Source organism: Flavobacterium sp. MFBS3-15 (assembly GCF_026107645.2).
GTDB lineage: Bacteria > Bacteroidota > Bacteroidia > Flavobacteriales > Flavobacteriaceae > Flavobacterium.
The window spans coordinates 64,386-83,775 of sequence record NZ_JAPCHV010000016.1 but is presented as its reverse complement, the minus strand read 5'-3'; the positions used below and the strand labels follow the sequence as shown (position 1 = coordinate 83,775).

General features: G+C 46.4%; 21 protein-coding genes. 13 read left to right on the top strand and 8 right to left on the bottom strand.

The genetic code is table 11. The features are described 5' to 3' along the window. Positions 1-20: 20 nt before the first annotated feature. Genes OGH69_RS14275 through OGH69_RS14265 form a run of 3 tightly spaced genes read right to left on the bottom strand, consistent with a single transcriptional unit; the run spans position 21 to position 960 of the window. Positions 21-296 (bottom strand): hypothetical protein, encoded by a 276-nt coding sequence (locus tag OGH69_RS14275; RefSeq protein ID WP_265175159.1) that lies wholly within the window; start codon positions 294-296, stop codon positions 21-23. A gap of 30 nt (positions 297-326) precedes the next feature. Further along, a complete protein-coding gene (locus OGH69_RS14270; protein ID WP_265175158.1) occupies positions 327-656 on the bottom strand; it encodes a HepT-like ribonuclease domain-containing protein in 330 nt (109 codons plus the stop codon). Further along, positions 643-960, bottom strand: coding sequence for a nucleotidyltransferase family protein (locus OGH69_RS14265; RefSeq protein ID WP_265175157.1), 318 nt, complete (start codon positions 958-960; stop codon positions 643-645). Before OGH69_RS14265 ends, OGH69_RS14270 begins: the two co-directional genes overlap by 14 nt. A 122-nt stretch (positions 961-1,082) precedes the next feature. On the opposite strand from OGH69_RS14265, the gene OGH69_RS14260 reads away from it, so the two are divergent. The 7 genes from OGH69_RS14260 to OGH69_RS14230 all read left to right on the top strand — a co-directional run bounded on the left by OGH69_RS14260 (position 1,083) and on the right by OGH69_RS14230 (position 9,789). Continuing rightward, on the top strand, positions 1,083-1,622 hold the full coding sequence (locus OGH69_RS14260) for an NADPH-dependent FMN reductase (protein WP_265175156.1): 540 nt from the start codon (positions 1,083-1,085) through the stop codon (positions 1,620-1,622). Further along, a complete protein-coding gene (locus OGH69_RS14255) occupies positions 1,606-2,289 on the top strand; it encodes a TIGR02117 family protein (protein ID WP_265175155.1) in 684 nt (227 codons plus the stop codon). Before OGH69_RS14260 ends, OGH69_RS14255 begins: the two co-directional genes overlap by 17 nt. A gap of 133 nt (positions 2,290-2,422) precedes the next feature. Beyond that, positions 2,423-3,358, top strand: a complete 936-nt coding sequence (locus OGH69_RS14250; RefSeq protein ID WP_265175154.1) for a transglutaminase domain-containing protein — start codon at positions 2,423-2,425, stop codon at positions 3,356-3,358. A gap of 155 nt (positions 3,359-3,513) precedes the next feature. Further along, positions 3,514-4,482: a transglutaminase domain-containing protein gene (locus OGH69_RS14245; protein WP_265175153.1), complete on the top strand. Its 969-nt coding sequence runs from the start codon at positions 3,514-3,516 to the stop codon at positions 4,480-4,482. Positions 4,483-4,790: 308 nt separating this feature from the next. Then, complete coding sequence (locus OGH69_RS14240; protein ID WP_265175152.1) at positions 4,791-6,641, top strand: DNA topoisomerase IV subunit B; 1,851 nt, start codon at positions 4,791-4,793, stop codon at positions 6,639-6,641. Further along, positions 6,628-7,146, top strand: coding sequence for a hypothetical protein (locus OGH69_RS14235; RefSeq protein ID WP_265175151.1), 519 nt, complete (start codon positions 6,628-6,630; stop codon positions 7,144-7,146). Before OGH69_RS14240 ends, OGH69_RS14235 begins: the two co-directional genes overlap by 14 nt. Continuing rightward, on the top strand, positions 7,147-9,789 hold the full coding sequence (locus tag OGH69_RS14230; protein WP_265175150.1) for a DNA gyrase/topoisomerase IV subunit A: 2,643 nt from the start codon (positions 7,147-7,149) through the stop codon (positions 9,787-9,789). 131 nt (positions 9,790-9,920) lie between these two features. On the opposite strand, the gene OGH69_RS14225 is transcribed toward OGH69_RS14230, so the two are convergent. Together OGH69_RS14225 and OGH69_RS14220 are read right to left on the bottom strand one after the other, a co-directional pair. Then, positions 9,921-11,696 carry a cytochrome c peroxidase gene (locus OGH69_RS14225; RefSeq protein WP_265175149.1) on the bottom strand — a complete coding sequence of 592 codons (1,776 nt, stop codon included), beginning with the start codon at positions 11,694-11,696 and terminating at the stop codon, positions 9,921-9,923. A gap of 67 nt (positions 11,697-11,763) precedes the next feature. Then, positions 11,764-13,236, bottom strand: a complete 1,473-nt coding sequence (locus OGH69_RS14220) for a PhoX family protein (protein ID WP_265175148.1) — start codon at positions 13,234-13,236, stop codon at positions 11,764-11,766. A 270-nt stretch (positions 13,237-13,506) separates the two neighbouring features. Between OGH69_RS14220 and OGH69_RS14215 the strand changes: the two genes are divergently transcribed. The 4 genes from OGH69_RS14215 to OGH69_RS14200 all read left to right on the top strand — a co-directional run bounded on the left by OGH69_RS14215 (position 13,507) and on the right by OGH69_RS14200 (position 15,907). Further along, entirely contained in the window at positions 13,507-14,397 is an 891-nt protein-coding gene (locus OGH69_RS14215; RefSeq protein WP_265175147.1) for a S66 peptidase family protein, read from the top strand. Next, positions 14,394-14,870, top strand: coding sequence for a DUF1905 domain-containing protein (locus tag OGH69_RS14210; protein ID WP_265175146.1), 477 nt, complete (start codon positions 14,394-14,396; stop codon positions 14,868-14,870). The genes OGH69_RS14215 and OGH69_RS14210 overlap by 4 nt, the downstream gene beginning before the upstream one ends. Positions 14,871-15,129: 259 nt before the next feature. Beyond that, complete coding sequence (locus tag OGH69_RS14205; protein ID WP_265175145.1) at positions 15,130-15,714, top strand: RNA polymerase sigma factor; 585 nt, start codon at positions 15,130-15,132, stop codon at positions 15,712-15,714. Positions 15,715-15,763: 49 nt separating this feature from the next. Further along, on the top strand, positions 15,764-15,907 hold the full coding sequence (locus OGH69_RS14200; RefSeq protein ID WP_265175144.1) for a hypothetical protein: 144 nt from the start codon (positions 15,764-15,766) through the stop codon (positions 15,905-15,907). A gap of 238 nt (positions 15,908-16,145) precedes the next feature. On the opposite strand, the gene nth is transcribed toward OGH69_RS14200, so the two are convergent. After that, on the bottom strand, positions 16,146-16,805 hold the full coding sequence (nth, locus tag OGH69_RS14195) for an endonuclease III domain-containing protein (protein WP_265175143.1): 660 nt from the start codon (positions 16,803-16,805) through the stop codon (positions 16,146-16,148). A 33-nt stretch (positions 16,806-16,838) separates the two neighbouring features. Between nth and bcp the strand changes: the two genes are divergently transcribed. Then, complete coding sequence (gene bcp, locus OGH69_RS14190) at positions 16,839-17,291, top strand: thioredoxin-dependent thiol peroxidase (RefSeq protein WP_265175142.1); 453 nt, start codon at positions 16,839-16,841, stop codon at positions 17,289-17,291. A 7-nt stretch (positions 17,292-17,298) separates the two neighbouring features. Here the strand turns inward: bcp and OGH69_RS14185 are convergent, their stop codons facing one another. Beyond that, positions 17,299-17,607 carry a hypothetical protein gene (locus tag OGH69_RS14185; protein ID WP_265175141.1) on the bottom strand — a complete coding sequence of 103 codons (309 nt, stop codon included), beginning with the start codon at positions 17,605-17,607 and terminating at the stop codon, positions 17,299-17,301. 242 nt (positions 17,608-17,849) lie between these two features. On the opposite strand from OGH69_RS14185, the gene OGH69_RS14180 reads away from it, so the two are divergent. Continuing rightward, entirely contained in the window at positions 17,850-18,608 is a 759-nt protein-coding gene (locus OGH69_RS14180; RefSeq protein WP_265175140.1) for a LuxR C-terminal-related transcriptional regulator, read from the top strand. Here OGH69_RS14180 and OGH69_RS14175 read toward each other — a convergent pair. Then, positions 18,605-19,366 (bottom strand): 5'-methylthioadenosine/adenosylhomocysteine nucleosidase, encoded by a 762-nt coding sequence (locus tag OGH69_RS14175; RefSeq protein WP_265175139.1) that lies wholly within the window; start codon positions 19,364-19,366, stop codon positions 18,605-18,607. The genes OGH69_RS14180 and OGH69_RS14175 overlap by 4 nt on opposite strands. Positions 19,367-19,390 lie beyond the last annotated feature (24 nt).

Below are 19,390 nucleotides of genomic sequence, written 5' to 3'. Positions count from 1 at the left end.
TTGTGGATGGTGGCCGTTGTCTAATTCTGCCCAATACCCTCCAGATCCTCTTCGCTCACAATCGTCCTGGCCGTTTTTGCCGCTTTATAATAAAGATAAAAAAATATAAGGGATACATACAGGAACAGGCTGATGCCTATGATATATCCTGTAAGAACCCCGCCCGACATGTTTTGCGATTCAGGATTGAGTAATTCGCCCATGTAAACCGATAGCTGCATGAGAAGGAAAAATATGGCCAGTACACGGTATATGATAGCTTTTCGTTTTGCTTTTTGGCGGGCTGTTTTACTCATAAGATGTTGATTAAAAGTGTAAAACTGCGACTATTCGAGCCTGCTTTGCACTTCTTCTTTCAGTAACGGCAAATGATTGGTTTTAATTGCCCAAACTACCGAATCATCAACACTGTCATAGGCATGGATAAGCCTGTTGCGAAAATTTATTATTTCGCGCGAATAGGATAAGGCCTTGCCGGTATTTTCTTTTTCAAATTTGTTGACTGCTTCACCGATGATACCCAATTGCCGCTCGACCGCGCTCTTGGTCTTTAAATCATTGCAATACTGTACAAATGATGGTGTTTCAGCCAAAAAGTCCTCGATCATTTCTATGGCATGCAGGATATCAAACAAGTACTTATCAGACCGCTGCATCGTAAATGATTTGTTTGGTGGCTTCTATCTGCTTTTTGAGATAAGGATTACGTACTTCACCGGTTACTAAATCAACTTTCCGTGAAAAGAGATTTTCCAGTTCCGTCCATAAACTCATTATGGTTTCTCCCTTTGCTACCGGATTTTCTTCATCAATTTCGGCAATAAGGTCGACATCGCTTTGACCAGAATTAAAATTTCCATTAGCCATAGAACCAAACACAAACAGCCTGCTAACTTTATATTTTTTACAAAGTTCAGCAAGCTTATTCCGTTTCATTTCTATTTCGGGAGCCAGTTCCATATCCCAAATATAGGAAGTTTGCCTTTATATTCGGTACACTCTGTAAATATTCTTATTTTTACCCTAAACGAATGAACAAATCACCAAATCACCAAATTACCGAATCAACAAATAAACTACATATGAAACTACTCGCCTTTGCCGGAAGCAGCTCTACAAAATCCATCAACAAGCAACTCGCTACTTATGCCGCAAGCCTGTTTGATGGGGCTGAAACCGAAATACTCGACCTTAACGATTTTGAATTGCCTTCGTACAGTGTAGACAAAGAAAAGAAAATGGGCCAGCCGCCCGTTGCCCGTGTGTTCCTCGACAAGATCGAATGGGCCGACATGCTCGTGATCTCTGTGGCCGAGCACAATGCCGGGATGACCGTGGCCTTTAAAAACATATACGACTGGGCTTCGCGCCAAAAGAAGCTGGTTTTTGATAATAAGCCTGTCCTTTTGCTGTCGACTTCACCGGGAGGCTATGGCGCGAAAAATGCATTGGAAGCCGCCAAGATCAGCCTGCCGCGTTATGGTGGCGATATCCGTGCGGAGTTCTCCCTGCCCAAGTTCCAGGAGAATTTTGATGTAGAGGCCGGCAAGATATCCAATAAAGAGTTCGACGATGCGTTAAGGGATATTATACGCAATTTCGACCATGAACAAAAAGGTTAGGCAGGCACTCAAATTTACAGGCAGGTTCCTGCTGGCCATCGTCGCATTCCTTGTGGTGTATGTGCTGGCGGTAATAATCTGCTCGCACATCACCGTAAACGACGAACCGGAAGCCAGTAGCGATGTGACCATTTTCATCAATTCCAACGGCGTACATACCGACATCGTTGTCCCCGTAAAGAATGACGTGAAGGACTGGAGCAAGGAGATCCTCTATGCCCATACCAAGTCTCAGGACAGCATCATGAAGTATGTAGCGTTCGGGTGGGGCGATAAGGGCTTTTACCTCGACACGCCCGAGTGGAGCGACCTCAAGGCCAGTACTGCGGCCAAAGCGGCATTCTACCTCGGTACCTCGGCCATGCATACACGCTATTATTCCGACCTCAAAGAAGATGACAGCTGCATAAAGCTCACTATCAGCAAAAAAGATTACGAAAGCCTGGTGCAGTACATCAATGAAAGTTTCCAGTTCGGTGAGGATAAGAAAGTCCTCTGGATCGCCAACCACAGCTACGGGCAGTACGATGCTTTTTATGAAGGTACGGGCAAGTACAGCCTGTTCTATACCTGCAACACCTGGGCCAATAACGCACTGAAAGCCGCCAACCAGAAAGCCGCACTGTGGACGGTTTATGAAGGCGGGATATTTACGCATTATCGATAGTAAGTAACAAAGTTTCAAAGTTTCAAAGTTTCAAAGTTTCAAAGTTTCAAAGTTCAGGTGTCCTAAAAACTTTGCAACTTTGAAACTTATAACCTTGCAACTATTTTGGCATCCTTCTTGGATAGCAATATGCATGAAGACAATTAATCTACTCTTTATCAGCATTTTTTCGATGGCATTAGCTAACGCACAGGATTATGCAAAAGTCGATGCGAAAGTAAAATCGTACCCCAAAACATTTGCCACAACCGAGAGGCTGGCTTCGCAGATTGCGGCCGACTTTACCCGTCAGGATGATCGGGCACGTGCGGCCTACACCTGGATTGCCATGAACATCAGCTATGACCGTTCGACCAACGCACCGGGACGCAAGCCCATCCGTTTTTCGGCTAAGAACGAAGCCGAACGCAGGAAAAAGCTGGTTGCCATTGAGAACGACCTGGCCAACAAAACGCTGCTTTCCCGCAAAGGGGTATGCCACGGCTACTCCATGCTATACAAGGTAGTTGCGGAGAAGCTGGGCCTGCAAAGCCAGGTGGTGTATGGCACGGCAAAGTCGGTACCCTCAGACATTGGCAAGGCGCCTGCCAAGGGCAACCACGCGTGGAATGTGGTGCAGGCCGACGGGCAGTGGAAGCTGGTAGATGTTACCTGGGGATCGGGCGGCATTTCGGGCGATTTGGGGTATGATGACAATTACTTCTTTACCAGTCCGCAACAGTTTTTCCTGAACCATTTTCCCGACGATAAAAAGTGGCTGCTCACGGGCAAAAGCGAGTCGGAGTTTGCGGCACTGCCCTTGCAGTACAATCTTGATTATGAAATCATAAGCCCGACAACAGGCATACTAAAATCGAACGGTTCGAAGTTATTACAGTTTAAGATACGCGGCCTGAAAGCAGGCGACGATGTGCTGTACCAATATACGTCGGGCGCCTTCTCGCACAAGGTCACCCCAAAGATCACGGGTGGGGTGGGAGAGTTCACGATTGTTCTGGATAAGTCGGCAACAGGCACGCTTACCATATTTGCCAACCGCAAGTCGGTAGCAGCGTATAAAATTAATTAATCTAACGTAATATTGTTCATTACGTTTTGTCAGTTCGAGCGCAGTCGAGAACAACAATATCATATTATTTGGAATTTTGACGCATCTCGACTGCGCTCGATGTGACAATATAAACGTTAAACAGTACCGGCACTCTTTTTGGATAAATAACACACATGAAAAATATACACAACCTATTCTATACTATACTTTTGCTGATTTTTTCTGTAACTGCACAGGCACAGGATTTCGCAAAAGTAGATGCCACTGTAAAAGGCTGGCCTGATTTCGCAGACACAGATAAATTTGCCGCCAAGGTCAATGCCGACTTTAAACGCGAAGATGAAAAGGCACGCGCCATATTTACCTGGATCGCAACGCACATCAAATACGACCTCGCGGCCTATGGCGTGAACGAGCGCCCGGTGGCTTATTCGTTTAAGACACAGGCAGAAAAGGAGGCTAAGGAAAAAAAGTTCAAGGAGGACATGGCGACGAAAACCCTGAAATCGAAGAAAGGCGTATGCCAGGGCTATGCCACGCTTTTCTACATTGTTGCGGATAAGGCGGGGCTTGAACCGGTGATCATCACGGGTACGTCCAAGTCGCATCCCGCCCACATCGGTGCCGCTCCCGGCGCCAGCGACCACGCGTGGAATGCGATAAAAATAGGCGGTGAGTGGAAGCTGCTCGATGCCACCTGGGGTGCGGGTACGGTAACGGGCGAGAAGCCGCAGTTCGGTTTCCGCTTCAATGACAAATACTTTTTTACCGACCCCAACGTGTTCTTCCTGAACCATTTTCCCGATGATAAAAAATGGCTGCTGACCACAAAAACGGAAAAGGACTTTGCCGAACTGCCTCTGTACTACAGCAACTACCTGATGGGCGGCTATGAGTTCGTAACCCCTGATGGCGGTACGTTCACCAATAAACCGTCGACCTACATCCCTTTTAAAATAAAGAACCTGCAGCCGGGCGACAAGGTGCATTATGCCTTTAGCAAGGAGAAGGTTTTTAAGGATGCCAAACCCGTGACTACCGGAAGCATAGCGGAGTTCGATGTGCCGCTGGACCGCAATTCGAATGGCGTGCTGACGATCTACATCAACCAGAAATCGGTGGCGGCGTATAGGATTAGGTAATATTTGTCTGCTATAACACAGAGGAACACAGAGCAGGCACAGAGATACACAGAGAGGAAATTAATTTTGAGAAGCATCTTCAATGCGAGAACACAGAGATGATAGGCTACTCTATGTTCTCGCGCCAGGCGCCATCTAAATTACTCCGCGAATCTCTGTGCCTGCTCTGTGAATCTCTGTGGTAGTTCTTCAAAAATATACCTCAGAATACTTGTCGCACTTGTTAAGACCCTTTTAATAAGTTTCTGCCTGCCTGCTTTCATTTTATGCGCATTTACGCTATATTAGCGGAAAATCCATAAAATTTTATGCTGGAGCAGAATCAGTACACTGAAGACAATATCCGTTCACTCGACTGGAAGGAGCACATCCGGATGCGTCCGGGTATGTACATCGGAAAGCTGGGCGACGGCTCTTCCCCTGACGATGGTATCTACATCCTTATAAAAGAGGTTATTGACAACTCCATCGACGAATTTGTGATGGGTACGGGCAAGACCATCGAGGTGACGCTGAAGGACAAGACCGTAAGCGTGCGCGACTTTGGCCGTGGCATACCGCTGGGCAAGGTGGTGGATGTAGTGTCGAAAATGAACACGGGCGGTAAGTACGATTCCAAGGCGTTTAAGAAGTCTGTAGGTTTGAACGGTGTGGGTACCAAGGCAGTGAACGCACTGTCCAACTACTTCCGTGTGGAGTCGGTGCGCGACGGGCTCATCAAGGCCGCCGAATTCTCCGCCGGTGAGCTGACCTTAGAGGAAGACCAGGCGGAAACCTCCAAGCGCAAGGGGACGAAAGTGACCTTCACTGCCGATGAGGCCATTTTCAAGAATTACAAGTACCGTAACGAGTACATCGTAAAAATGCTCAAGAATTATTGCTACCTCAACACGGGGCTGACGATAATTTACAACGGCGAAAAATACTTTAGCGAGAACGGGCTTAAGGACCTTTTGGGCGAAACCATTGCCGAAGAGGACCGCATTTATGACATCATCCACCTGAAGGACGACGACATAGAAATTGCCATGACGCACAGCAAGACCCAGTACAGCGAGGAATATTACTCGTTCGTAAACGGGCAGAACACCACACAGGGCGGTACGCATTTGGGCGCCTTCCGCGAGGCGATCGTGCGTACTATAAAGGAATTTTACAACAAGAACTTCGAAGCATCCGACATCCGTAAATCTATTGTGAGCGCGATTAGCGTAAAGGTGGAGGAACCGGTTTTCGAATCGCAGACCAAGACCAAGCTTGGGTCGACCGACATGGGGCCCGATGCGCCGTCGGTACGTACATTCGTCAACGATTTCATTAAAAATAAGCTGGACAACTTCCTGCACCGCAACCCGGAAACGGCCGATGCGCTGCTGAAAAAAATATTACAGGCCGAACGCGAGCGCAAGGAGCTTTCGGGCATCCGCAAGCTGGCGAGGGACAGGGCCAAGAAAGCCTCACTGCACAACAAAAAGCTGCGTGACTGCCGCGTGCACCTTACCGATGCCAAGAACCCGCGAAGCCTGGAAAGTACGCTGTTCATAACAGAGGGGGACTCCGCTTCGGGATCGATAACCAAGTCGAGGGATGTGAATACGCAGGCGGTCTTCAGCCTTCGCGGTAAGCCGCTGAACTCCTATGGCATGAGCAAGAAGATCGTGTACGAGAACGAGGAATTCAACCTGCTGCAGGCCGCGCTCGACATTGAGGAGGAAATGGAGAACCTGCGTTACAACAACATCGTGATCGCTACCGATGCCGACGTTGACGGTATGCACATCCGTCTGCTGCTCATTACGTTCTTCCTGCAGTTCTTCCCCGAGCTTATCAAGGAGAACCACCTCTACATTTTGCAGACGCCGCTTTTCCGCGTACGCAACAAAAAGGAAACGATATATTGCTACAGCGAGGAGGAGCGCCGCAACGCCATAGAAAAGCTTTCGGGCAAGCCGGAGATAACGCGATTCAAGGGATTAGGGGAAATATCGCCGGACGAGTTCAAGCACTTTATCGGCCAGGAGATACGCCTCGATCCGGTACAGCTGGACAGTGCGACCTCGATACAAAACCTGCTGGAGTTCTATATGGGCAAGAACACCCCTGACAGGCAGGAGTTTATCATTAATAATTTGAAAGTGGAACTGGATGCGGTGGAGTAAATTTTTAATAATTGTTGCCGTAACATTTTCATTATTCAGTTGTAAAAAAGCTGAAGAGAAAGCTGCTGTCCAAAAAGAAGTAAAACTCCCCAAAATGGAGGAGACTTTTCCTTTTTCAGAGGCAGAGAAGATAGAGTTGATTTCTTATTCCGGCAGATATTCGTGGGATAGGGACAGGGAAAATTTCAATGTTATCGTCGAAGATAAAAAACTGGTAATTGATACTAGCTATATTAAAGAGAGAATAGTAATTAATGAGAAACTCGAAAAGGATCTGTTTAAAGCCATTTATATAGATGACCCACCTACTGAAAGTGCGGCTTGTTTCGATCCCAGACATTCAATTCTTTTTTACAATAAAAATTCTGAAATAATTGCTTACATAGAAATTTGCTTTATGTGTGGGAATTATGAAACATCCAAAAACTTTACTCACGGCTTGATGAATGTGGGTTCTTTTTGGATGATTTTCAAAGACGCAGGGATAAAATATTTTAAAGAGTAGATGAACGAAGAAGACGAAAACATAAACTCCTTTGAAGGAGAGCATTTTTACGAGAGGGACGGAAACGCCGATCCGCAGGATACCATAACCAAGGTAACCGGCATGTACAAGGACTGGTTCCTTGACTATGCATCGTATGTGATCCTGGAGCGTGCCGTTCCAGCCATTGAGGACGGCTTCAAGCCCGTACAGCGCCGCATTATGCATTCGCTCCGTGAGCTGGATGATGGCCGCTACAACAAGGTGGCCAACGTGGTGGGGCATACCATGCAGTACCACCCGCACGGCGATGCGAGTATTGGCGATGCCATGGTGCAGATAGGGCAGAAGGACCTGCTTATCGATACACAGGGTAACTGGGGCAACATCCTTACCGGCGACGGTGCGGCGGCTTCGCGTTACATCGAGGCACGCCTTTCCAAATTTGCCCTCGAGGTATTGTACAGCCCCAAGATCACGCCGTGGCAGCTGTCGTATGACGGCCGCCGCAACGAGCCCATCAACCTTCCGGTAAAGTTCCCGCTGCTGCTGGCACAGGGCGCCGAGGGTATTGCCGTGGGACTTTCCACGAAAGTGCTGCCGCATAACTTCCTTGAACTTATTGATGCTTCGATTAAGATATTAAAGGGCAAGCCGTTTACGCTGTACCCCGATTTTCCGACCGCGGGCATTGCCGATGTTTCCAATTACAACGACGGGATGCGCGGTGGGCGCGTGCGCGTAAGGGCAAAAATTGCGCAGCAGGACAAGAGCACGCTCGTTATTACACAGATACCCTTTAGCACCAATACCACTACGCTGATAGACAGCATCCTGAAAGCCAACGAGAAGGGCAAGATAAAGGTCAAGAAGATAGAAGACAATACTGCCGCGGAAGTGGAAATACTCATCCACCTCCCACCGGGCGTATCGCCCGATAAGACCATCGATGCGCTCTTTGCCTTTACGGCCTGCGAAACGTCGGTGGCGCCGCTGGGCTGTGTTATCGAGGACCACAAGCCGCGATTTGTTGGCGTGAGCGAAATGCTAAGGATATCTACCCACCGCACGGTCGACCTGCTGAAACGGGAGCTGGAAATTGAATTGGACGAACTCGAGGAAAGCTGGCATTTCCAGTCGCTCGAGCGGATATTCATCGAGAACAGGATTTACCGCCTTATTGAAGAGGAGGAAACCTGGGAGGGCGTGATAAAGGCCATCGACGAAGGGTTGAAGCCATTTACCCAACACCTGAAGCGTGCCGTAACAGAAGAGGATATTGTACGCCTTACAGAGATCCGGATCAAGCGCATTTCCAAATTCGACATTGACAAGGCACAGCAGAAGATCGAGGCCCTTGAAGGCGAGATCGAGCAGGTGAAGCACCACCTCGACCACATTATCGACTTTGCCATTGCCTATTTCCAGAACCTGAAAGACAAGTATGGCAAGGGCCGGGAACGCAAGACCGAGCTCCGCAGCTTTGACAATATCGAGGCGACCAAAGTGGTACTGCGAAACACCAAGCTCTACGTAAACCGTGAGGAAGGCTTTGTGGGCACCGGACTGAAGAAAGACGAATATGTAGCCGACTGTTCGGATATCGATGATGTGATCGTGTTCCTGCGCGACGGCAGCATGATAATTACCAAAGTGGATGTCAAGACCTTTGTGGGCAAGGACATCATACACGTGGCGGTATTCGACAAGAACGACAAGCGTACCATATATAACATGATTTACCGCGATGGGAAGTCGGGGCCATCCTACATCAAGCGTTTCAACGTTTCGGGTGTGACGCGGGACAAGGTGTACGACCTCACTGCCGGGACAAAAGACTCGATGGTGCTCTACTTCTCCGATAACCCTAATGGCGAAGCGGAAGTGATTACGGTACTGTTACGCCAGGTGGGAAGCGTGAAAAAACTGAAATTCGACCTGGATTTTGCCACTATGGCAATCAAGGGGCGTGCTTCGAAAGGCAACACTGTTACCAAATACCCGATCAAGAAGATCGAGCTTAAGGAGAAAGGGATTTCTACGCTTAAGCCACGCAGGATATGGTTTGACGATACCGTGCACCGCCTCAATGTTGACGGCAGGGGGGAACTGTTGGGCGAGTTCAGGCCAAACGACAGGCTGCTCATCATCAACCAGTCGGGCAAGCTGAAGACCATCATCCCCGAACTTTCCACCCATTTTGATGAAGGCATGATCGTACTCGAAAAGTGGAACCCGAAAAAGCCGATCTCCGCCATTTATTTCGATGGTGAAAAGGAACGCTACTATGTGAAACGCTTCCTGGTAGAGAACGAGAATAAGGAAGAGACGTTCATCTCAGAGCACGACAAATCACAGCTTGAGATTGTATCGACAGACTACAGGCCTGTTGCCGAGGTGGTTTTTGCCAAAGTAAAAGGCGTGCAAAAGGAAACGCTTACGGTGGACCTTGAAAACTTCATTGCTGTTAAGGGCATTAAAGCGCTGGGCAACCAGCTCACGGCCGACAAGGTGAAGCAGATAAGCCTGCTGGAACCCTTGCCGTATGAGGAGCCTGTAGAAGAAATCCCTGAACCGGAAGTGAAGGAAGGGCTTGACATTACCGATGAGAATACGACCATCACACTGGATGATGACGGGCAGATAACATTATCACTGGAATAGTAAAGGGCTGTTATAACCGCTTTGTCATTTCGACGCAAGGAGAAATCTCAGAATTGAATACCTTGAGATTTCTCGACTCCACTGCGTTTCGCTCGAAATGACAAAACGGTCAATGACAGCCCATTTCTTTTTTATTCATCCGTAAGTGTTTTCATGAACGCCACGATGTCGTCCATTTCCTGTTGGGTAAGGCTTAGCTGGTCAAAAGGCAGGGTTTGGTTATCTACGGGCAATCCCATTCCGGCACCGCCACCTTTATTATAAAAATCCACAACTTCTTCCAGGGTATTATACACCCCGTTGTGCATGTAGGGCGCTGTTTTCGCCACATTGCGAAGCCCCGGCGTTTTGTAGGCATTCTTCAGCTGCGGCATTTGGTTATAAATATAGCGGCCTGTATCCTCGCTTAGCTTCGTACCTTTGGCATCAGCAGGCGTGCCAACCACTTCATGCTCTGTCTTGCTGAAGGATGGCGGTACCGTCCCGTTGAATATGGGTGTAAAATGACAGGTAGCGCATTTGGCCTTGCCCATAAAGAGGTTCAGGCCGTTTATCTCATTCGTGGCAAGCGCTTTGTCATCGCCACGCATGTACTGATCAAAACGCGAATTAAATTTGTTCAGTGTACGGATGTAGCTGGCAATGGCGTTCTGTATCTGCCATTCCTTCGGCTCTCCTTTCCCAAAAGCGGATAGGAACAATTTTTTGTATTCTTCGCTGGCGGCCACTTTTTTGGCAATATTGGCCATCGAACCATGCATCTCGTCGGCATTGCTTACAACGTCCACGCTCTGCTTTTCCAGGTCGGGTTGGCGCAGGTCCCAAAACTGCCCGTGCTGCAATGAGGCGTAGGTTAGGGTAGGGGTATTGCGCTTCAGGTTGTTGCCGGAAAGGCCGGTGTTGGTTTTAAGGCCATCGCTAAAGGCTTTTTCTGGTCTGTGGCAGGATGCACAGCTACGCGTATTGTCGCCCGAAAGCATGGTATCATAGAAAAGCTTTTCGCCCAGTAGGGCTTTTTCTTTTGTAAATTTATATTCCGGTGAAGGAGTAAAAGCATCTACGTCAAAAGCATTATCCGAAAATAGCGTTTCGGCATTGGTACGCAGCGCATTGGTACGGTTCACATACGGGATGTTGGCGGCTTTTTGCAATTCCGAAAGCTTTTTGGAAACCGGGTTGAGGTACTGCGAAATGAACACCGCCCGGTTGAATGTGTTGAAGTCGTTGTTATCGGTGCAGTACTTTGCGGCTTTTTTTGCAAGTGCTGCTATTTCATCTTTAATGGCTTTGGCATTAGTACCTGTATCGATCATAGCAGCCAGTTGTGGCAGATATTCCAGTGATGCTTTGGCTTCGGGTATGGAGGCCATTGCTACAGGTGAGTCGAACCCTGTAATGCCCAGCGTGATGATGCGATACACCTGTAGTTTGGCGGCATCCATCACATAGTCGTTGCTCATGGTTATGGCATCGAGGTGCTTCTGGCAGATCATAATGTTGGAGGCCAGCGTATTGATCTCGCGTACCAGTTCCTCTCTCGTTTCAGGATCAAACTCAGGGAACAGCAGCTCTTCGATTACCTGGAAGCCGTGGGGTGGGAATTCCCTGTTTTCTTCCAGTTCCAGTTCGTCGAGTGCGGGACCGTTAATGAATCGTGCCACATCGGGTATAAAATACTCAATGGCCCATTCCGACTTTTTGTATTGCAGGCGGCACTCATTGAATTTAGCCTGCAACTGTTTTGTGTCGTCCGACTTTTTTGCAAGGTCAGAAAATTGCTTTGTGAGGGTCAAAAGGCTGTCGGCCTCAGCAAGCACTGTGCTTTTTACCGAAACAGTATATTCGTTATCCTTTTTACAGCTTGTCAGTGCTAAAAGGGTTATTATCAGCGATAAAAAATATCTCATATACATAATAATAAAAAGCAACCCTTTCGTGAAAAAGGGTTGCAGTAGTCAAAAATAATTAGTTGGTTTATTGTTCTACGTTCCTGATGATTACCACCTGGCCACCTTCTTTGTTGGTGCTGTTACCACTACCGTCGGCATTCCTGAAAGCATCTTTCTGCCATGTGTGCGGGTGGATATTCACTGCAAAAGTACCCGGAACACCAATGATGTCTGAAATGTCCTCCATTGCACCATATTCCCAGCATCCGAAGCGTGTTTCACCGGATTGGTTGTAAGCCGCTACCCATGTTGGGTCGTTCCTTTTGTGGTTCATGTTCAGCCACGGCTTGTTGGTTTTCGTATTGATGTTGTACTGCCATATGTAGGAGTCGTGCTGTGCAGCCGTGTAGTAGCTGTCGCCATCTTCCTGGATGTATACGAAGTTCTCGGTAACGCAAAGGTTATCAGGGTTGATGATACCGGTACCCGGAGTTGAGTCGCCTTCCACGATTACTTCAAGCTTGCCTTTCAAAGGATCATTGGCATCCATAGTCAGGTGGTATACGCGGCCCCACATCGTGTAGCCTTCAACCGGCTGGTTAGACGAAGCTTGGCCGGTAGCCGTAAAGTAAATGTCACGGTTTTTAGACTTGCTTCCTTTACCGTAATCTACGTCCTCAACCCTTGAGAAACGGATGGCGCCAAGGCCATTCACGGTTGTGTTTATTACCGCTCCTGTAAGGTTTTTGGCATTAGGTATCTCTACGAAGCTAACATCGTACGACTGTCCTTTCTGCATCGTCATTTCTACCTGGTTGCCATCATTCCTTTTCAGGGCATACAGCTTACCGTTTTGCAGGTCGCCAAGGGTATTGCTCATGTACATGATAAGCTGGCCTGCGCTGGCGTGCGATGATGAGTATGACTGGTCTTCACCGATGAATACGATTGTCTTTCCTGAGAAAACGCCTTTAGGAAGGGGCACTGCGTTTTCCATGCTTGCTTTGCCCAGGGCAGGAAGTACCCTGTCGGTATTTCCGGCATTGCTCGTAAGCCCAAGCGGGTCGATGCCGTGAACCATGCTTTCCTCTCCGCTTTCGCCTGCTGTAAGGAATACAGGTCCAAAACCATGGATTTGCGGAGTAGCAAGCGTTGCAGAGCACAACCTTGTCATGCCGCCAAGGCTGTTCACGATGTACTCGCCTTTTACCGGCTTAAAGGTTTTGTCGAGGTAAACCCTGGATACCGATTGTGAAATTTCGTGGTTGCTGATCATGATGTAGCCATCGCTGTCAGGGTCTTTCATGAAACCCGCTCCGTCCGGCTGTCCGGCAAATACGAAAGAAGGCGATTGGGAAAGCACATCGGTCGAACTGATAAGGGTAGAGATCTGCATGTCCTCAAAGCCCGTCATCGGAAATACGAAAGCAGGTACTGATGAATGGCTGGCAAAGTCAATCTCCTTGTTTACCGATGTTGAATTGTTGTCGTCCTCGTTGCAGGATACGAGGGCAAAGCACGCTGCCCCGAGCAGTGCAAATTTGTTGAATTGTGTCATGTTGAAGTAGTTTTTGTTTGAAGTAAAAGTACCCTTCAACGGTTAAGCGTGCCTTATGCGAAAATCTTCAGGCGGTTAATTTTAAATCATCAAATGGTTATGCAGGTAAAGAAAAGGTGTTGCTATTTTTAATTTTAGGAAAACGGTATTTTTGGTTTGGAAAACATATACCATGAAGACGTCAGGAAAACAGGATGTATTGCGCAATTATATATATTTACGTGTGAAAAATAAAATAATGCCTGATGTCGCATCCAATAATTTGAAAAAATGATCACACCATCCTACCTTTCACCCAACGACAAAGTCGGTATTATCAGCACCGCCAAGCGCACCGAACCCCAGGAAATAGAGGAGGGGTTAGCCACGCTGAAAAGCTTGGGGCTGGAGCCTGTTATCGGTAAAAATGCCTTTAATGAATATGGCTTCCTTTCCGGTACCGATGCCGAACGGCTGTCCGACCTTCAGCAAATGCTGGATGATGAAACCATCAGGGCTATTTTCTTTACCAAGGGAGGGTATGGTACATTACGTATCATAGACAGTGTCGACTGGACGAAATTTCGCCAAAACCCCAAGTGGCTTGTAGGGTATAGCGACATCACGCTGCTGCATTGCCACGTGCATCATTTTGGCATACAAAGCCTCCATGCTGTGATGCTGCAGGCGTATACTAGGGCTTCTTTCGAATCGGTTGAAACCATACGCAGGGCGCTCTTTGGCGAAAGTCTGGAGTATCAAATTCCATCGCACCCCCAGAACCGTTGGGATGGCGGGGTAATTGAAGGTACACTTATTGGCGGCAACCTTTCCATGCTTTATTCAGTGATTGGGTCGGCTTCAGATTGTGATTGGGAGGGCAAAATACTTTTCATTGAGGATATTGACGAATACCTGTACCATTACGACCGCATGCTGGTGTCGCTGAAGCGTGCCGGTAAGCTCAAAGCCCTTAAGGCAGTTATTGTTGGCCAAATGGTGTATATAAAGGAATCGACACTGCCTTGGGGCAAAAATGACTATGAAATTACCCTGGAACATTTCGATTGCCCCGTGCTATTTGATTTCCCTGCAGGTCATGTGGCGGATAACAGGGCATTGATCATGGGAAGGGACATCCGTATATCCGGAAAAGAAACCATTAAAATTAATTTCGTATGATGAGTAAGCTGCTGACCGATAAAGATTACCTCCTTGAGCGCTTTGCAGGAAAGGGAGGGTGGACGTATGTGCGGATACCGGAAATACCACAGGACAAGGGTATGCCCTTTGGCTGGGTGAAAGTTAAGGGTACGATTGATGCCTATGCCATCAATAATTATAACCTGATGCCTATGGGCAATGGCGGCTTATTCCTTCCTGTAAAGGCCGAAATACGCAAAAAGATAAAAAAGGAGGAGGGTGACTATGTACGTGTGACATTGTACCGTGACAATTCTGTTTTTGAAATACCTGAGGACTTTACATCGAGGCTTGAAGAATATCCGGGATTATACACAATTTTCAAAAAACACAGGAACTGGGAGCAGAAAATGTGCATTAACTGGATTTATTCAGCTAAAAGGCCTGAAACTGTGAATGAAAGGATATTAAAAACAATCGGAAGGCTGCAGCGACGTGAAAAGATAGTTTAAATATTAACAATCATGCATTTACAAAAATGTAATGTAATGCGAAAAGTATAGCAGTAATAAGCATTCTGCTGAAATTTTACTATAGTTATTGTATTTTATATGTTAAAATTTCAATCACTTGTTGTTTTTTATAATTTTATTATATTATATTTGGCTTATAATTAATTCAAAATTAACACTGCCTATACGCAAAAACTACTTTTTAGGAACGTAAGTTCAGATTACCAAAATCAATCAAAAACGCTAAAAAGTAAGTGCTATGGCTAATGTTGCAATCCCAGACGCTGTTCTTGTTAGTAATTATGTTGGCGGAGACGAAAACGCTCTTGCCATACTAATCAACAGGCACCAATCGAAAATTTACGGTTTTATCTACTCTAAAGTATCCGACAGGGATATCGCTGACGATATCTTCCAGGACACTTTCATCAAGGTGATAAAAACGCTGAAATCCAACTCCTACAACGAAGAGGGTAAGTTTCTGCCATGGGTAATGCGTATTTCGCACAACCTTATCGTAGACCACTTCCGCCGGAACAAGAAAATGCCAATGCACCGCGAAACAGAGGAGTTTTCCATTTTCTCTATCATGACGGATAACAGCCCGAACATCGAGAGCAGGATCATTACCGAACAGGTGGAAAGCGACCTGCAAAGGCTTATTGAGGAACTTCCCGAAGACCAGAAGGAAGTACTGCAGATGCGTATCTACCAGGACCTGTCGTTCAAGGAGATAGCCGATTTGACTGGCGTTAGCATCAATACCGCCCTGGGCAGGATGCGCTATGCGCTCATGAACCTGAGGAAGGTGATCGAAAAAAATAAAATTATTTTGACCAATTAGGCAATATAATGAAGCTGCATGGCGTTGTATAGGGAAATAAACAATCTATATGGCAAAAATCTACTCTGAAGAGAAATTAGCAGCTCAGACAATGTTACCTAAAAAAGAGACAATCGACTTTATACTTAACTACTCCAAAGCACTTAAAATAGTTAAGACAGATAACGGAACATACGAGAATATTGCTAATTAATTCGAAAAAACCTCCCGCAGTAATTTACGGGAGGTTTTTTTATGCTTTGTTTGGTTCCAATTCGACATATCTTTGGCGCAAGCGACACTTGGGGAGCCTTAAAGGCGGTATGGTGTTTGTTGTTAATTGCAAGCGCAGTTTACGGAGCGTGGCAATCTTTGCTCAGTTACTGTTGTTGATGTAGAAAAATCGCTTAGTCATTCTTCCTCGCAATGACGGAATCAACAGTGAGTATCGTTTATTTTACCTTCTTTTTTCCATACTCCTCCAGCACCTCTTTCCTTCCGATAGTCGCCGTAATCACATCCTTTTTCAGATCCCAGCCGCGGGCGGGCGAATACTGCCTGCCGTACCAGATGATTTGCAGGTGCAGGTCGTTCCAGCGGTCTTCAGGGAAAAGTTTTTTAGCATCTTTTTCTGTTTGTACCACATTCTTACCATCGCTAAGTCCCCAGCGGTACATCAGCCGGTGGATGTGTGTGTCTACCGGAAAGGCAGGTACGCCAAATGCTTGGCTCATGACCACGCTGGCCGTTTTGTGGCCCACGCCGGGCAGCGCCTCTAAGTCGGGGAAGTTATCGGGTACTTTGCCGCCATGCTTGTCGATCAGAATTTCCGAAAGCCCGTGTATCGCCTTTGCCTTGGCCGGCGATAGGCCCACAGGCTTGATGATGTCACGTATCTCTTCTACTGACAGCTTCACCATATCATACGGGTTATCGGCCTTGGCAAACAGCAACGGCGTGATCTGGTTGACGCGTACATCGGTACTTTGTGCACTCATCAGTACCGCTATTAGGAGTGTATAAGGGTCTTTATGGTCCAAAGGGATGGGAATTTCCGGGTATATTTCGTCCAGGGTGTCAATTATGAATTGGGCTTTTTGCGCTTTGGTCATTTTAGAGTAGCTTTGCAGTACAAATATAAGCGAATGACACCACTAAAAAAAGGAGACAAGGCGCCTGAATTTTCGGGCATCGACCAGGACGGCAACATGCACAAACTATCCGATTACAAAGGCAAAAAGCTGGTAGTCTTTTTTTATCCCGGTGCCAGTACACCTACCTGTACAGTGGAAGTCTGCAACCTTCGTGATAACTTCGGGCGTTTCAGGGCCCTTAATTATGAGCTGCTTGGTGTAAGCGCCGATACCCAAAAGAAGCAGGGCAACTTCCGCAACAAGTATAATTTGCCATTCCCCCTGATTGCTGATGAGGACAAATCGGTTATCAATGCCTTTGGCGTGTGGGGGCCTAAAAAGTTTATGGGGAGATTATTCGACGGCATTAACCGTACCACGTTCGTAATTGATGAGAAAGGTATCATTGAGGAAGTGATTACTGATGTGAAGAGCAAAATGCACACAGAGCAGATATTGAAGTAATCTGCTTTTATTGTCCGGCTTTTATTTTAAACCGCATTACATGGGTATAATCAAAGTAAATATCAATAAACCTTATGCTTTTATTATCTATCACGTAATCAAATTCAAATAAATTGCCCTGTTTTTCCTCGTAGGGAATCACGTTTTTTTTATATTGCAGTGTTTCCTCCCCACGAAACCCTTCTTTTTCCTCATCATTGCTAAAATCATCGTAAATATCCTGAATGTCGAATACATTCGTTGCAATTTGTATCTCTTTGACGGGATCGGAATAATTCAATTTGAAATGAATCGTATCGCCAACCTTTGCATTCAATACACCTGTTTGCGGCTTGAGTATTCGAAATCATTCTGTAAATATCCCTATTTATAGGTATGTTTTTGCTTAACTGTTACAGTTATTTTTGTATAACGCTCAATTTTTGATGTAAATTGTAATCCGGGTATTTGAAATTGTCAAATGTTGTTTTGATAATTGACTATTTGGCAAACCTCATGCACTACGGCATTTATATCAAAATAATAGTTATTTTTCAAATGCCTTTTAAATGCTGATATATGCCTGCTAATGTTTATTCTGAGCTCAAAAAAATATGGGCTAATATTACTACCGAAGAGAATGTTACAGACCTGACGTTTGATATCAGGATGCACAAAAAACTTCTGGACATTTTTCAGGTGGGTAATTATTATTATATGATTAATAATGTAAGGAAATCAAGGTTTGAATTGGTCAGCCCTGAAATGGAGAATGTTTTGGGATATGCTCCGGAAAATTTTGACCTTACCGTGTATTCCGATGCGATACATCCTGACGACATGCCTTATTTCCTTAATTTCGAAGCTGCCGTGGCACAGTTCTTCTCCAAAGTTTCGGGTGAACAGCTTTTTAAGTACAAAGTACAGTATGATCATCGCCTTCGCCGTGCCGATGGTGAGTATGTCCGCATACTTAACCAGTATGTAATCATTCAGCACGATGCCGACGATGTGCGCACGTTTATAGTGCAGACCGATATCACGCACCTGAAAAAAGATTCCAAGCCCATACTATCCTTCATAGGACTTGATGGGGAGCCTTCTTATATGAATGTAGATGTAAAAGACCTTTTCAGGATCAGGAACGGGATATTTACAAAAAGGGAGAAGGACGTACTCAGGGAACTTGCCAACGGTAAGAGCAGTTTGGAAATAAGCCTTTACCTGAATATCAGCAAGCATACTGTTGATGCACACCGTAAGAATATTTTAAAAAAATCGGCAGCAAGATCCACGGGTGAGCTCATACGTCTCGCTTTTGATAACGGTTGGGTCTAATCCTTTAATAGAGCCTGAATTATGGCTACGGAATACCGGCTTGAAACATTTTCAATGAATCTCGGAAAGTCGATGTGCGAGTTTTCGTCTGCCGTATCTGATATGGTGCGGATTACTGTAAAAGGCAGGTTGTGCTCATAGCATACCTGCGCTACCGCGGCGCCCTCCATTTCTACGCAAAGCACTGTGGGCAATGCCTCGTTCAATTGCTGTTTTTGCAATTCTGAAGCAAAGAAACGGTCACCACTGGCTATATCGCCAATGTGGAGGTTTGGGGCCGTTATGCCGAATTCTGATAAAATGCTTTTTCCTATGTTTTCCTGCAATGTTCTGTTGATGAACAGGGGAGCTATGGCCTCTTTTATTTCATCCATTCTTTTTTCAGGGATTTCAAGGTAAGTCATCCCCAAAAGCGGGATTTCAAATCGCTGCATCAAAGGCCTGGCGTCCAGGTCATGCTGTATCAGCCTTTTCGCTGCCACAACATCGCCTACTTTAAGGGTAGGGTCGATAGCACCGGCAACTCCGGTAAAAATCAGTTCTGTGATTTTGAAGGCATGGATGAGTGTGGCAGCGGTAGCCGATGCAGCAACCTTTCCCCAACGGGAGAAAACAACCACGGCGCAGGTGCCGTTTATCGTTCCAGACGTATAAGTCCTCATGCCGATAATGGTACACTGCGGGTTATCCATTAAAGAAATGACACCGTCAATTTCTTCAGGCATGGCGCCCATTATGCCTATGATAGGGTTAGTCATATTAACTTATGTGACTTTGTGGAT

What these genes read in the sequence shown, in the direction of transcription:
- OGH69_RS14230 (WP_265175150.1), top strand. Translation starts at nt 7,147, where the DNA reads ATGAACGAAGAAGACGAAAACATAAACTCCTTTGAAGGAGAGCATTTT.
- OGH69_RS14270 (WP_265175158.1), bottom strand. Translation starts at nt 656, where the DNA reads ATGCAGCGGTCTGATAAGTACTTGTTTGATATCCTGCATGCCATAGAA.
- OGH69_RS14250 (WP_265175154.1), top strand. Translation starts at nt 2,423, where the DNA reads ATGAAGACAATTAATCTACTCTTTATCAGCATTTTTTCGATGGCATTA.
- OGH69_RS14175 (WP_265175139.1), bottom strand. Translation starts at nt 19,366, where the DNA reads ATGACTAACCCTATCATAGGCATAATGGGCGCCATGCCTGAAGAAATT.
- OGH69_RS14205 (WP_265175145.1), top strand. Translation starts at nt 15,130, where the DNA reads ATGGCTAATGTTGCAATCCCAGACGCTGTTCTTGTTAGTAATTATGTT.
- OGH69_RS14240 (WP_265175152.1), top strand. Translation starts at nt 4,791, where the DNA reads ATGCTGGAGCAGAATCAGTACACTGAAGACAATATCCGTTCACTCGAC.
- OGH69_RS14255 (WP_265175155.1), top strand. Translation starts at nt 1,606, where the DNA reads ATGAACAAAAAGGTTAGGCAGGCACTCAAATTTACAGGCAGGTTCCTG.
- OGH69_RS14275 (WP_265175159.1), bottom strand. Translation starts at nt 296, where the DNA reads ATGAGTAAAACAGCCCGCCAAAAAGCAAAACGAAAAGCTATCATATAC.
- OGH69_RS14220 (WP_265175148.1), bottom strand. Translation starts at nt 13,236, where the DNA reads ATGACACAATTCAACAAATTTGCACTGCTCGGGGCAGCGTGCTTTGCC.
- OGH69_RS14265 (WP_265175157.1), bottom strand. Translation starts at nt 960, where the DNA reads ATGGAACTGGCTCCCGAAATAGAAATGAAACGGAATAAGCTTGCTGAA.
- bcp (WP_265175142.1), top strand. Translation starts at nt 16,839, where the DNA reads ATGACACCACTAAAAAAAGGAGACAAGGCGCCTGAATTTTCGGGCATC.
- OGH69_RS14235 (WP_265175151.1), top strand. Translation starts at nt 6,628, where the DNA reads ATGCGGTGGAGTAAATTTTTAATAATTGTTGCCGTAACATTTTCATTA.
- OGH69_RS14210 (WP_265175146.1), top strand. Translation starts at nt 14,394, where the DNA reads ATGATGAGTAAGCTGCTGACCGATAAAGATTACCTCCTTGAGCGCTTT.
- OGH69_RS14245 (WP_265175153.1), top strand. Translation starts at nt 3,514, where the DNA reads ATGAAAAATATACACAACCTATTCTATACTATACTTTTGCTGATTTTT.
- OGH69_RS14225 (WP_265175149.1), bottom strand. Translation starts at nt 11,696, where the DNA reads ATGAGATATTTTTTATCGCTGATAATAACCCTTTTAGCACTGACAAGC.
- OGH69_RS14260 (WP_265175156.1), top strand. Translation starts at nt 1,083, where the DNA reads ATGAAACTACTCGCCTTTGCCGGAAGCAGCTCTACAAAATCCATCAAC.
- OGH69_RS14215 (WP_265175147.1), top strand. Translation starts at nt 13,507, where the DNA reads ATGATCACACCATCCTACCTTTCACCCAACGACAAAGTCGGTATTATC.
- OGH69_RS14180 (WP_265175140.1), top strand. Translation starts at nt 17,850, where the DNA reads ATGCCTGCTAATGTTTATTCTGAGCTCAAAAAAATATGGGCTAATATT.
- OGH69_RS14200 (WP_265175144.1), top strand. Translation starts at nt 15,764, where the DNA reads ATGGCAAAAATCTACTCTGAAGAGAAATTAGCAGCTCAGACAATGTTA.
- nth (WP_265175143.1), bottom strand. Translation starts at nt 16,805, where the DNA reads ATGACCAAAGCGCAAAAAGCCCAATTCATAATTGACACCCTGGACGAA.